The following is a 13043-nucleotide window of genomic DNA, read 5'->3' as shown; positions in this document are numbered from 1 at the left end:
AGATGTTAGGACACAGGCTGAAAATAACGCGCCAGCCAGGTATCTTTTGCGGGAACGGGCCATTGCTGTTGCAGGCCGCCCACGGTAGAAACTAAGGTATCAAAATACAATGAGTCCGGCGACAGGGTGCCTTTCTCCACTTCGGCTTTTATCTGCGCCATGGGCACCAAGTGCACGTCTCCGTCTTGCTGGAACGCCAACTGCGTCCTATCAAATAATTGAACGCGAAACTCCTGCTCTAATTGCCGTAAAAAATTCACAGACTTGTCAATGGAACAACCACTAGCCGAGGCCACCTGCTCATTGGTGGCCAACACCACAAACTGCTTTTCCTTTATCTGGAAAGACGCCTGCAGGTCGTTGCCGTGACTGCTCCACTCGGTTACAAACTCCTCCAGCTTTTGTTCCATGGCCTTTGCTTCCTGGTCAGAAAGCGGCCGGTCCAGCTGGTAAATCCAGAGGCGGCTATGCGGAGGCAACTGATGAAACGGAACGTACATTTTAATGTGCTAATGTTTTAATGTGCTGATGTGCTAATGGAAGACACAGGACACAAGATGTAAGACGTAAGACTCTCCGTTTTTAGCCTGTTTTCTGGAAATCAGGCCAAAAACGAAAGTCTTCTTCTACCGCAAGCTTGTAGCTTGTGGTTGTGATGGTGGAAGTTTTCAACTTCCGTAATCCACTATTACCAATAAACGCAAGTTGAAAACTTGCGCCAATGGTTGCTCCAAGTTAGAAACTTGAAGCAGGGATTTTGGTTTGTCGTTTTTGGCCTGTTTTCTACAAATCAGGCTAAAAATGACTGTGGACAATGTGTCTTGCTACTAATACGTGCTACTTGATACTACAAACTAGGCGTTCAAACCTTCGGCCTGGGCTATCAGTTCTGCAATATCAAATACTTGTACGTTATCTTCTTGGTTTTGGCTTTTTACGCCATCAGACATCATGGTCATACAGAACGGACACGCGCTGGCAATGATGGTGGCACCGGTGCCTAAGGCTTCTTCGGCGCGTTCTACGTTGATGTCTTTCTTACCTGGCTCTGGCTCTTTCCACATCTGGGCACCACCAGCCCCACAGCACAAACCGTTGGCGCGGCTACGCTTCATTTCTACCAGGTCGGCATCCAAAGCGGCTAACACTTCGCGCGGAGCTTCATAAATGTCATTGGCGCGGCCCAGGTAGCATGAGTCATGGAACGTGATGCGCTTGCCTTTGAACTCGCCGCCTCCCTGAATCTTTACCTTGCCCTCATTGATAAGGTTTTGCAAGAAGGTGGAGTGGTGAATGACTTCGTAGTTTCCGCCTAAGGCCGGGTACTCGTTCTTGATGGTGTTGAAGCAATGCGGACAGGCCGTCACAATGGTTTTAATGCCGTAGCCGTCTAGTGTGGCGATGTTGGTCATGGCCTGCATCTGGAACAGGAACTCGTTACCAGCGCGCTTGGCAGGGTCGCCGGTGCAGGATTCTTCCATGCCCAGCACGGCGTACTTGGTGCCCACGTGCTCCAAGATGCGCACAAAGGCACGGGTCACGTTCTTGTAACGGTCATCAAAAGCGCCGGCACAGCCTACCCAAAACAATACTTCCGGAGATTCGCCGCGGGCGGCTAGGTCTGCCATTACCGGTACTTCTATCTGTCTTTTTTCTGACATTGTATTAATGTGCTAATTTCTTAATGTGCTGATGTGCTATTTTATCAGATAAGCCACCAAACACTTAATATGTTAATTATTTAACGTGCTGATGTGCTATTTCTAGTAGTTCAGCAGAGGTTATTTTTCTTCTCCCTGAGTTAGAGGAAGCGTTTAGTTTTTGGAGGCCACGAACAGGTTGTCTGCCCAATTGAAGCGGTCGCTTGGTGAGAAGGCCCATGGCGCACCGTTGTTCTCAATGTTGTTGAACATGGTGTTCAAAGAAGCTGGCGCCGCCGATTCTTCTAGCACCAAGTAGCGGCGCATATCCATAATAGAAGAAAGCTGGTCAATGTTCACCGGGCAAGACTCTACGCAGGCGTTGCAAGTGGTACAGGCCCACAGTTCTTCTGGCGTCACGTAGCCGCGTAGCAAAGTTCTCTCCTCAGTCACCTTCACGCGCTCAGACTCGGTTTTGTAGTTAGCCGGGTCAAAGATGAGCGGCGATTCACCTTTCTCTTCCATGCGGTCACGGGTGTCCATCACAATCTTTCTTGGCGATAGCAACTTACCCGTCAAGTTAGCCGGGCACACGCTGGTACAACGGCCGCACTCGGTACAGGAATAAGAATCCAGGAGTTGTTTCCAGCTTAGGTCTTCCACGTCCTTCACCCCGAACTTCTGCGGCTCAGCGCCTTCTGGTAAAGCTGGTACCTGATAGCTTGGGTCCATCATCGCTTTTATTTCATGCGTGATGCTTTCTACGTTGCTGAACTGGCCCTTCGGCTCTACTTTGCTGTAGTACACGTTAGGGAACGCGGTCACAATGTGCAAGTGCTTGGAACTGGGCAGGTAGTTCATGAACGCCAGAATGCCAATGATGTGGAACCACCAACCAGTGCGCTCTATCAAATGCAAGGACTCTGGATTGCTCCCGAACAAGTCCACCAAAGGACCGGTGATGGGGAACGCGCCCGCCAGTTCGGCGCCGCGCAATAGGTGTAGTTTCTGGTCAGCTATGTTAAAGACAAACAAGGCCACCATCAACACGATCTCAATCATCAGAATGATGTTGGCGTCCATCTTCGGCCAGGCACGCATCTCTGGGCTGGTAGTCAGGCGGGGAACTTTGGTGATGTTGCGGCGGGCCAGGAAAATAACGCAGGCAATAATTACCAAAAACGCCAGAATCTCATTGAAGCCAATCAAGGCGTCATACACGGGGCCCATGAAGCCTAGCACGCGGTGCGTCCCGAAGATGCCGTCAATGAAAATCTCCAGCACTTCAATGTTAATCACCAGGAAACCCACATAGACAAACAGGTGCAAGACGGCCGGCAAGGGGCGCTTAAACATTTTTTGTTGCCCAAAGGCAATCAATAAAAGCTTGTTGACGCGCTCTGGCGTGTTGCCCGAAATGACTTTGTCACGGCCCAGGTTAATGTTGCGCGTGATCTTGCGGATCTGCCAGACAAACAGACCGATACCCAGCGCAGCCACCAGAATAAAGACGATAGAATTGATCACAGGAAAGGAGTTTAGCGTTGAAATCTGCTTCTACTACGAACGAATTTAGTAAACTATTCGCAAAAGCCGGTAAAAGATTTTTTTGCCAGAAGTTTTGCAAATGTGGTCTGCCTGCTTACCTTTGCATACTTTTTAACGGGAACGGCAGTAACAGACTGTTAGACTAGTTAAGAAAAAGTGCTGGTGATGTAGCTCAGTCGGTAGAGCAAAGGACTGAAAATCCTTGTGTCGTTGGTTCGATTCCAATCATCACCACCAGTACAACAGCAAATCCCGCTTCAAGCAATTGGAGCGGGATTTTTGTTTTTGGGGTGTTTTGCAGGAATTGGGCTAAAAACGAAAGACTTATAACCAAAGCCTTTCATCTACCATGGCGTCATACGTTTGCCTTGCACCACCGCAGGACACGTCTTGGTATTCATGTACCATATCCGCCTTTTTGTCCCATGACCACCATATAGAAAATTGCATATATGGTAATTCATCAATACCTTCAACTTCTATTTAATCTTAAAACCTTATCCGCTATACCCTTATGAAAAAATTATTAACCGTTGTGGCGCTTCTTTCCTTTATGTCTTGCTCAGATATGAAAAAGGGCACTGAGGCAGAAACCGCCGAAACCACCACTACTGACACGACTACTGTTACTACTACAGACACCACCACCGTAGCAGCAGATACCACCAAAGACGTTTCCATCACCTCAGACACCTTGACGCTGGGCGCTGGCAACTAATTGATAGGATTTCATATATGCAAGAACATCCCATGGCGCTTGTAGTCATGGGATGTTTTTGTTTTTGGCCTGTTTTGCAGGAAAGAGGCTAAAAAATGGCCTATCAATTTACTTTCGTCACGCAACTTCCCTCCTCTAATCTTCCTCTCGAAATTTCAACAGTTATACAAAACAGTTCTTCATCTAATTTTAGCTATATTCAGATGTCTTAGGACACCTTCTTTCAGAGAAGGCCTCAATGAATAGGCTAGTCTAACAAATTGAATATAACTTAATTCATATCCCAATCAGCAATTAAATACAATTTATGATTCTCCTTGAACCTGAAATGGCAACATCCATATTCAAAGCCCACCACAATTATTATCTAAATGTGGGAATAGAAACCATTAAGCAGCAGGCCGGACAGGTAGAGCAGGTAAGCGCTGATTACCAGGGGAGGGTTATCTATGAGCTTTTACAAAATGCTTTTGATAAAGCTGAAGGCAGAATTCTGATAACAGCTAAAGATTATTGCCTTTACATAGCGAATGATGGAACACCTTTCACCTATCAAGTAGATTTTGATTATAAAACCGGAACTTCAAAAAGAGCCGATTTTCAATCTTTATGCTCTATCTCCACTTCTACAAAATCAGCTGATACCAGCATCGGCAACAAAGGGGTAGGCTTTAAGTCTGCTTTTTCCATTGCCCGGGACAATTATGTACAGGTTCATACTCAAGGTGAAATAGTACAGGAAGCCGGTGATCCTTCGTCTACCAATATCAGCTTCCGTATTTATGACAGCTTTAAAGATCCTGAGAAGTTGCCGGAAACATTAAATGTTGATATCCGGGAAACTTTAAAGGAACAGATAGAGGCGGTACAGAAGGAAAACTCAGGAAGAGGTGTTCCTGGATTCTATTTCCCCATTCAGGAACAAGAGCAGAATGACTACGTTCAATCGCTTTTTCAGGAAGGATTTGTGACTATTATTCAGATCCCATTTACGGTCAGCAAGGAAGAAGAAGTAAAAAAGCTTTTTTCCGAAATAAAAGGAATTCATTTCGAGTTCGTTCAGCTGCGGGTTTCCAAACCACTAACTATAACTTTCAAGTATGAAGGGAATGAAAGCCTCTGTTTTACAAAAAAGTCAGGGACTAATGATGGGGAGATAGCCATTATTAAATGCTCTTTAAAAGAAGACGTAAAAGTCTTAGCGGCAAAAGCTGGCATAAACATCTCTAATCCTCAGATTGCTTTTTATTTAAAGCCGACGGAGAATTCAAAAGAAAATGCCGGTGTATTATATAATTATCTACCAACCAAATACCCTTCTCCTTTCAAGAATGTAGACTTTCATGCTGATTTCCATACGACTGTAGACCGGACAGCAATTAATTTTAATGGCAACATTGGAGAGTATAATAAAGCGTTATTCAGGGCGTGTCTGGAGCTTTACTTTTCCTACTTGAATAGCTACAACAAAAGTGAAGTTGTCCCTCAGCTAAAATCACAATTTATAAAGGAGGTGAGTTTTGCAGATACTGTTCTGGCACCATTTAACTGGAACTATCTGCAATTGCATGCACCTTGGCCAGCATTTGGCCATGTTAGAGACATTCTGCAAATCGGGAATCATAATTATGCCACCGGGAGTAATTTCCTGAGTTCCTTAGCGAAAGTATTTTTCCAAGAGACCAGGATTAAAACAGACCATGATGATTTCTTTGAACATACCACCGCTTTCATTGCGTATTTCAGCCGGGAGGATGGTCAGGACAGGAAATGGACGAATTACTTCTATACTGAATTCGCCCGGCAACTTAAAAAGAAAAATGCAGCCGTTATCTATGCTCATGATGGTCCAGGAATATCGGTTTCTGAAAGTACTGAGTTAATCTATCGTGAACAGAATGAAGACTTGCAATCTTTTGTGCCTTCTTTCGTCGGATTGACCCTTATAAATTACAAGGTTGAAAATCAAGAATTAAGGCAGGCTTTAGGAATCAGAGAGTATAGGGATAGAAATGAAATCCTGAAACATTACCGGCAGGTTTCTCCTACCGGGCGGCACCATGGCCCTGAAAATCAAATAACAGAAGAACAACAGCGGGACTTACTTAGAAGCATTAGTACGTTGATGGGCAAAACAGGAGAAAATATTCTGCCTACCCACCGGTACAATAGCTTTATCACGCGCAGAAACAGCGAAGACAACACAACGGCCAATCTGGCTGACTTTAGTTTATCTACAGTATTTCTGAAAACTATTCCAGGCAAGTATAAGCCCGCCCAGCTTTGCAGAGAGAAAGATCTGGACCTTTCTTTTCTTCCGGAGATGCCAAAAGGAATTAGCCAGAAGACCTTCCTTCAGTATTTAGGGGTATCCTTCCATACTTCTTACCGATTTGTTGATCTGTCTATCTGGGAGTCATTGAAAGAAGGTCTGGATTATATTCCTGCGTTATGGAAAGGGAGCAGTGGCAATCAGGAGGATCAGTTAAGACACTCTATGATTGTTGAAGGCATCAGAGTGGTAGCAAATGAAAAAGCCATACCTCCGGCCCTGATCAATGACAATGAGTATTCTTTTCTGGAAAAGCTGAGAATAGCTGAATTCAAAGATGATGCTCATTCACTACTGATCAAGAAGTACAATGACTTCCCAAAGGAATATCTCCAACAACTGGTGACTATCTGCCAGAATAATCTGCACCGGCAAGAACAGATTATCCGTCTTTACCAGAAAATATTCGAGCCATTAGCCAAAAGACTTCAGGAGTATCTGGTAATCCGGCAGAACAAACTGGAATTTGTTCATCATACAGATTTTTATATTGTACAGAATGAGAGTGAATTTAAGTTGGCAGCAGACATTCCTGATCTGGACAAGCCAGTACTGGTCTATCATAAAAGCAAAATTGATCTGGAAGCTTATCATCTTAAAGGTAAGGTTCTGAAAATTACGGAAGCGGCTATTGTGGCCCAAAATCAGGTAGATAAAATTGAATACTACCGTCAGAAGCTTTTACCCAAATTAGTGTATGTCTTGTTAGAAATCAGCCAGTCAACTTTATCTGAAACAGATTACTTTGAAGAACCAGAAAAAATTGCAGAACTGTCCAAAAGATTGCAACAGCTCAGGTTCTATGAAGCAGACAGACTGACCAGAGATATTCAGATAGGGAACATCTGTAAAACAGTAGAAAGAACTTTTGACACTAATGAAGAGGCATTATTTCTTTCTAAAGATCTACCTGTTCACCAGCAAGCCGAAGCTATTGCAAAAGGCGTTTTCAATAATACCCGGATAGCAAAAGCATTAGAACTCATTGTCTTTCATAAAGAGGAAGAGGTACTGAGAGAAGAGTATCATGCGCAACTCAAAATACATCAGGATGTATTTAAACGGTATTGGATCAGTGATTATGACACCAGGTTCAAAGCTTTCTCCAAAGAAGTATTGTCTCATTTTAACCAGGAGCAATTAGCAGAAGATAGCCGCTGGCATGTGTATAACGCAAACCACCAAAGTCGTTTTCTGGAAGATGTCTTCCGCAGAGATTGTTTAAATGAATTGGAGTTGATGATTCGCAGAAAGCAGACAGAATTTAGTGATGGCATCTTTGCAGACTTTAACCTTGACATAGACTTTAACCTGCACCACGAGCGGCTGGCGAAACTGTGTTTAAGGCTAGAGCAAGCAGACCCGGAAAACAGTAAGGAGCTCCAGGGTCGTCTTCAGGCCTTATTTGGCAAAATGGGCATATTAGAAGATCTGGAAAGGCTGGAGGCAGATGTTGAGCTGGCGTTCCCGGAGCAGGCTAGTAAACCATCTTTTGGACAGCTGGCAGATGCAACCCGTGAGATCTCTGTTCTTTCCCGTATTGAAAGAATATATCAGGGTTTGAACCAGCATCCGGCAAAAACATTGTCCGGCTTCCAGGCTAGCGCGACTGTAAGCTCCTCTACTATTCCGGTCAAATCAAAAAAATTGATTTACAAAGGAAACTCCTTACCGGCAACTAATGCCGAAGTGACTGGAGCCAATGGCGAGGAGGAGGTTTTGGGCTATCTCATCAGATATTTTCTGCATGTAGAAAGACCAGAAGACAGAAAACAGGCTCTCGATGAGGTATTCAAATTAATCTGTACTGTCTTAGGCAAAGACGAACCAGCCTTAGAGAAACATAGAAATTTTTATCAGACCTGCCTCGATTATATAGAGGATGAACCAGCACTTGCCAAAGCCCTTATTCCATTCTATTACCTAACCCTGCACTATAAATTTGCTTTCACAGATCTGGTTGCATGGTATGAGGGGCAGGCGGTATTAGTAGAAGTAAAAACCACTCAAAGTCCAAGGAATAACAATTTCAGGATCACAGGGAGTGAGGTTAATGTGGCAAGATCCAGAAAAAATTACCTGATTGTTCGGGTAACACCTAATGAGCTGATCTTTATGGGTAATCCCATTTATGGAGTGTTGAATAAAATTGAAGAAATACGGGGAGAAAACTTCAGGATACAACCTTACGGCTACACTTTTGAGTTTGATAAACAGAAATTGCTAGCTGACACATCTTCAAACTAACAAGGACCACTACTTTCCTAATATTTTAGTTGATGACTGTTTTTGTAATCATGAAGCACTATTGGTAATATCCCACCTGCTTTATAATTGATCTAAGGTCCTTATAATATCTCTAAATGCCACGAAGATCATTTTCAGAGATATTCCATTGAACTTGTAAAGTAGCATAAAAGGTTTGTTTAGCTTTCAATTTGAAAGCAGGATTCTGAATGAATAATATTTCTGGATCTTCATTAAGATTCTTAACTAACACTAGATAATATGCCTTGCCAGAAGCTAAGGCTGTATTCCATTCCTTGTTTGTAAAAGTTACACCTCCCGCATCTTCAGAAAGGCCTTTTACCTCAATAAATGTAGTTTGGTCAACATTGCTAATTTCAAAATCATAACCACAACCCAAATCGCGGGTATCTTTTAGAAAGCCATTTACAGGCATATGATTATCATGAAAATATTTTATAAAATACTCTTCAGCCTTCCTTCCTGTTGGTGCTCGCAATATAAAGTTACCTGTATGTTTAGAATCATTATCTTGAAGGACCTGAAGCATAATACTCAACTCTTCACTCTTCTGATACTCTTGATTTTCTAAAATCTTAAGAACAATATTCCTAACAGCGGGCTCATCTAAATCAGAAAACATCTCAATGACATGTAATATCTGTTTATCCATTGGACGCTTCCAGCCTTGTCTCCATGGGAAGACAAAATCAAACTCATCTCTTCTCAATTTTACATAATTTTTCCTTACTCCTAAACGTTCTGCAACTTCAACAAATGCATTATTGAAAGAGATAAACCCCAGCATCTCTAAGCCATATCTATCAAATCTGGCTAAGTAATAGGCAACTATAAGAGCTAACTTATTATGCATAAAAACAAATATCATAGCAAGGGAAAGGCAATAAAACACTTGTAATTATCAAACTTAAATATTAAACATTCTTTATTATTAACCAACAAAGAAAATTCCGGATCTACTTATATGGGAGCTCATTTTAACTTGTATATCAGATAAAAACTGATGCTTCAATCTGAACTTTGGTTTACGTAGTTTTACTTCTGATTCATCAAAGGAACTCAAATATCTAAAATCAAAAACTAAAAAATAATCTTTATCTAAAATATGGATAATTGGGTCACTTATATAACAGTATACTGGCTCTTTATTGATAAATTCTTTAAATCTTTGTTCTACTAACAAACCAGGCAGAACTCTGAATAAAGAAGTCTTTTCTTGAGCATAATCACAAATTGGAGTTATATTTAAATCAATCCCAATAGAGGAATCAAAAATTTGCGATCTTACTTCATCCTTCCCATTTAGCAGTAGCAAATTCAAGCAAGAGTTTATCAATGAATTTATCCTAGTCTTTTCCTTATTCAACCTTTGTCTCAAAATTTCTTCAGACCCTTTATGCTTTTTGATTTTCCCAATTCTTGCCTGTTCCTGAAGTTCTGGCTTTAATTCTTTAACTTGAGCGAGTGCTTTTTCAAGTTCTTCCTCATTTTGTTTCAAAAGATCTTCAGTTTCATTTATAATAAAGTAAACATTCCCCGGCTGCGCAACGTCATCAAAAAGGTTACTAACCAATAAAGTTTTATTTAGCTTTGAGTTGAAGTACTCAATTCCTAATTCAGTTCTGCTCAATAGATTATTGAATGCATCACCTGAATCAATCATATTAATTCCTGTTTCAATATTGTCAATAAGGGAGTGATTTAATGTATACATTGCGTTTTTTAACCTTGTGAAATCATCAAATCTTTCGCCCAGACTCCCCGAATATGCTTTAGCCAATTTATGAAGTAAAAATTTATTGGTAGAATCCCACGTATTAACATCATATGGATAGAACGACAAAACTTGGTTAGTAATGGATCCTGCAGAATTATTAACTATTGTCTCCCAAGTTATAAAGGCATTTAGTGTACTAAAAGCTTTTATTTCTTCTTGCAAATGTTCAATAATATAATTAGTCTGGTTACCACTAGCTTTAGCCTCTGCTTTATTTAAACTTAAAAGCATGATAGGCTTGTAATCCTTGAGCCCTTCGCTGAATGCTTGTTCTAATGCTTCGCGGTATTTATTCTCTTTCGTACTCCAATAGATCAAAACATAAATTGGATTTTTTTCCAATACAGCTCGTAGCCTAAAAGCTATAGAGGAGATTATATTATGTGAAGAGGCATTACTTATTACCAGCTCTAAATCTAAGAAGACCAAACGTATATTTTCAATAGGAGTATCTGGCAAGTCATCACCGGCTTCATCCTGATAGTATAAATATGGAATTTTCTTTTTAGAAAGTGCTGAAAGTAAATCTTTGATGTCTTCGTGCTTATCATCAAAGACTACAACCTTTCCATTATCAGGTAAAATCATAGTTTTTTATTTAGTTTTAATACCACAATGGCTCCATTTTGAAATTCAGCCGGCAAGCTATATTCATTAGAGCTAGGAAATAAAAGCTTTCCATCCTGAGCCTGCATTATCTCCTTAACTATATGAAGACCTAACCCTATACCACCGGGTTTATTTGATATAAAAGGCTTGGTAACTTGATTTGTGGGAATGTTGAATCCTGAGCCATTATCAGCGATTAAAATTTCAATTGACTCATCTTCATTTGAATATAAATTAACGTATATTTTTTTTGAATAGTCTTTATCAATATCCTTCAACTTTTTGAATTTTCTCTCAAGCCAGTAAATTGAATTGTCAAATATATTGATTAACGCTCCAAGTAAGAGTCTTCGACTACAATAGGCAAAACTTGGAAAATTAAAGTTTTGGTACTCTTTTACAATTGTAATATTATGTGCAATCGCCCTGTATTCTACATTAAAAAGTGCACCCTTTAATAATTTGATTAAATCCTCCTCCTTACTTTCATTCTGACGTAGCAAATCACTATAGTTTTCAATTAAATTATCAAGGTGGGTAATTAAATTAAGTATTTTTTCAGGTACTTCTTCTTTCTTTATTACTAAATTCAATTCAGATATTACTTTCTGAACTTCATGAATTCCAACACCTAGAGTTAACCCAGCACCTGCACTTGTCAATAAAATTTCATTGATTTGGTTATAGTCAGTCTCAATTTTATTTAAGTGTTTTATGATTTCTTCTTTTAAAGGCTCATCCTTAACCTTATTTTCTACAATTCTTTTAAGTTCTCCTACATGGTGAAGAACTGGTTCTTCCTTTTCTGTTGGGTTATATTTTGCCCTAATTAAATCTTTATCAATTTTGCGCAGAATCTCTATCAGGTTAATTGCATATAACAAAGCTGCACAAAAATCAAAAAAAGCTTCATTTTCAATAAAACCTTCTCTATTTGTTTTTTCAATCAGAGCACCGCTTTGTTCAACATCTAAGTCTACAACAGAAAGGATTATATTATTACTAATTTTTTTTGCTGGGGTATTTACTCTTCTTAAATCTAAATTAAGCCAATCATTTCCTTTTTCACCATATTCATTTATCCTAATGTTATCCCTGTATACCCTAATACCTCCTTGTTCATCTAAATATTGTTTTAATAGAGAAAGCCCTTGCTGCGCACTTAAATCCAAAGTGCTTTTATCCCTGTCAAAAATGTAACCTTCAAAATTTATCTCTCCAATAGTTCTTACTTCAGAAGTTGTCCCATAGTTTTTAGATAAATTAATTATTACTTCTTCTTTTGGATTTTGCTTACTTTTATAAAGAATGGTGGAGTTATTAGAAATGAAGTCGCTTTCTTCGGTTACTTTTCTAGGCTCTAAACCCTCCATAGAGCTCCATGGAGTGAATTCGTAAGTAAATTCTTTTATAGATGATCCCTGAAGCTTACATTTAAAATGCCATAATGAAAACCCTTTTATTTCGTCCCATTTAGGCAAATTGTCAATTAAAGATTGATCATCTATTTTTAAATCAATTTTAAAGTTTCCTACTTTTTGAAATGGTGAGTTTAAAGTGAATACAGACTTATATAGTTCCCTCACCATTCTCCTATCCCAGTTAGTTCTTAAATCAGAAATAATAATTTTAGTTCCAACCCTATTTCGAAGAAAATATTCTGGTGTCCTTTCGAACACTTCAAACCTTGCGTCTTTTAGGTATTTATTTTTTGAGAATTCATTCCAATTTATTCTAACAACTACTTCATTTTGATCCTTTTTTCTAGAAATTAGTTCTATACTATTCCCTAATTTGTGCACTCCGAATCTACCAATCCCTTTTTCTCCTATTGGTAATCTCTTGTATTTTGATGTTCGTATCTTTTTAGAGAATAAATCTGCTTTATAATCGCTTCCTGGTTCCAGCCAAACGTTTTCTATTATGGCTAAATCCATTCCTTCCCCATCATCAATAATTTCTATTCTTCCAAACTCCTTGTTAGTTACTTTTTCTAACTTAACATTTACTTTTCTCGCATCTGCATCATAAGAATTTTTAATTAACTCCAATAATGCTATATTTTCGTTTTTTATAAGCTTATCACCAAGTTGTAATAAAAGCCTAGCTCGAGGTTGAAAAAAATTCTTATTTGAGGACAATTTCATGGTA

8 protein-coding genes and 1 tRNA gene are annotated in these 13043 nt (G+C 39.8%); 3 read left to right on the top strand and 6 right to left on the bottom strand.

Features of this window, described 5'->3' with window-relative positions; all coding sequences use genetic code 11:
- Window positions 1–5: 5 nt before the first annotated feature.
- The 3 genes from GU926_RS12685 to GU926_RS12675 form a co-directional block, all read right to left on the bottom strand.
- Complete coding sequence (locus GU926_RS12685; protein WP_160692417.1) at window positions 6–500, bottom strand: hypothetical protein; 495 nt, start codon at window positions 498–500, stop codon at window positions 6–8.
- Window positions 501–854: 354 nt separating this feature from the next.
- Window positions 855–1628 (bottom strand): (Fe-S)-binding protein, encoded by a 774-nt coding sequence (locus GU926_RS12680; protein WP_066512607.1) that lies wholly within the window; start codon window positions 1626–1628, stop codon window positions 855–857.
- 186 nt (window positions 1629–1814) lie between these two features.
- Window positions 1815–3167, bottom strand: coding sequence for a (Fe-S)-binding protein (locus GU926_RS12675; protein WP_160692415.1), 1353 nt, complete (start codon window positions 3165–3167; stop codon window positions 1815–1817).
- Window positions 3168–3349: 182 nt separating this feature from the next.
- Between GU926_RS12675 and GU926_RS12670 the strand changes: the two genes are divergently transcribed.
- The 3 genes from GU926_RS12670 to GU926_RS12660 all read left to right on the top strand — a co-directional run bounded on the left by GU926_RS12670 (window position 3350) and on the right by GU926_RS12660 (window position 8485).
- Window positions 3350–3425 (top strand) — tRNA-Phe (locus GU926_RS12670).
- A 277-nt stretch (window positions 3426–3702) separates the two neighbouring features.
- Window positions 3703–3906: an entericidin gene (locus tag GU926_RS12665; RefSeq protein WP_160692413.1), complete on the top strand. Its 204-nt coding sequence runs from the start codon at window positions 3703–3705 to the stop codon at window positions 3904–3906.
- A gap of 307 nt (window positions 3907–4213) precedes the next feature.
- On the top strand, window positions 4214–8485 hold the full coding sequence (locus GU926_RS12660; protein WP_160692411.1) for a sacsin N-terminal ATP-binding-like domain-containing protein: 4272 nt from the start codon (window positions 4214–4216) through the stop codon (window positions 8483–8485).
- Between the two features lie 112 nt (window positions 8486–8597).
- Here GU926_RS12660 and GU926_RS12655 read toward each other — a convergent pair whose 3' ends face one another.
- The 3 genes from GU926_RS12655 to GU926_RS12645 all read right to left on the bottom strand — a co-directional run bounded on the left by GU926_RS12655 (window position 8598) and on the right by GU926_RS12645 (window position 13039).
- Window positions 8598–9359, bottom strand: a complete 762-nt coding sequence (locus tag GU926_RS12655) for a DUF3883 domain-containing protein (RefSeq protein ID WP_160692409.1) — start codon at window positions 9357–9359, stop codon at window positions 8598–8600.
- A 78-nt stretch (window positions 9360–9437) separates the two neighbouring features.
- Window positions 9438–10871 carry a hypothetical protein gene (locus GU926_RS12650; RefSeq protein WP_160692407.1) on the bottom strand — a complete coding sequence of 478 codons (1434 nt, stop codon included), beginning with the start codon at window positions 10869–10871 and terminating at the stop codon, window positions 9438–9440.
- Entirely contained in the window at window positions 10868–13039 is a 2172-nt protein-coding gene (locus GU926_RS12645) for an ATP-binding protein (RefSeq protein ID WP_160692405.1), read from the bottom strand. The genes GU926_RS12650 and GU926_RS12645 overlap by 4 nt, the downstream gene beginning before the upstream one ends.
- Window positions 13040–13043: the final 4 nt, after the last annotated feature.

The sequence above is a fragment of the Nibribacter ruber genome, assembly GCF_009913235.1.
In the GTDB taxonomy this organism is placed as follows: Bacteria; Bacteroidota; Bacteroidia; order Cytophagales; family Hymenobacteraceae; genus Nibribacter; species Nibribacter ruber.
Note: the sequence above shows the minus strand (reverse complement) of the source record. Positions and strands in the feature narration are given on the sequence as shown.

Excerpts from the sequence above, each read along its gene's own strand:
- GU926_RS12680 (WP_066512607.1), bottom strand. The coding sequence starts at position 1,628 with ATGGCAGACCTAGCCGCCCGCGGCGAATCTCCGGAAGTATTGTTTTGG.
- GU926_RS12650 (WP_160692407.1), bottom strand. The coding sequence starts at position 10,871 with ATGATTTTACCTGATAATGGAAAGGTTGTAGTCTTTGATGATAAGCAC.
- GU926_RS12665 (WP_160692413.1), top strand. The coding sequence starts at position 3,703 with ATGAAAAAATTATTAACCGTTGTGGCGCTTCTTTCCTTTATGTCTTGC.
- GU926_RS12655 (WP_160692409.1), bottom strand. The coding sequence starts at position 9,359 with ATGCATAATAAGTTAGCTCTTATAGTTGCCTATTACTTAGCCAGATTT.
- GU926_RS12645 (WP_160692405.1), bottom strand. The coding sequence starts at position 13,039 with ATGAAATTGTCCTCAAATAAGAATTTTTTTCAACCTCGAGCTAGGCTT.
- GU926_RS12660 (WP_160692411.1), top strand. The coding sequence starts at position 4,214 with ATGATTCTCCTTGAACCTGAAATGGCAACATCCATATTCAAAGCCCAC.
- GU926_RS12685 (WP_160692417.1), bottom strand. The coding sequence starts at position 500 with ATGTACGTTCCGTTTCATCAGTTGCCTCCGCATAGCCGCCTCTGGATT.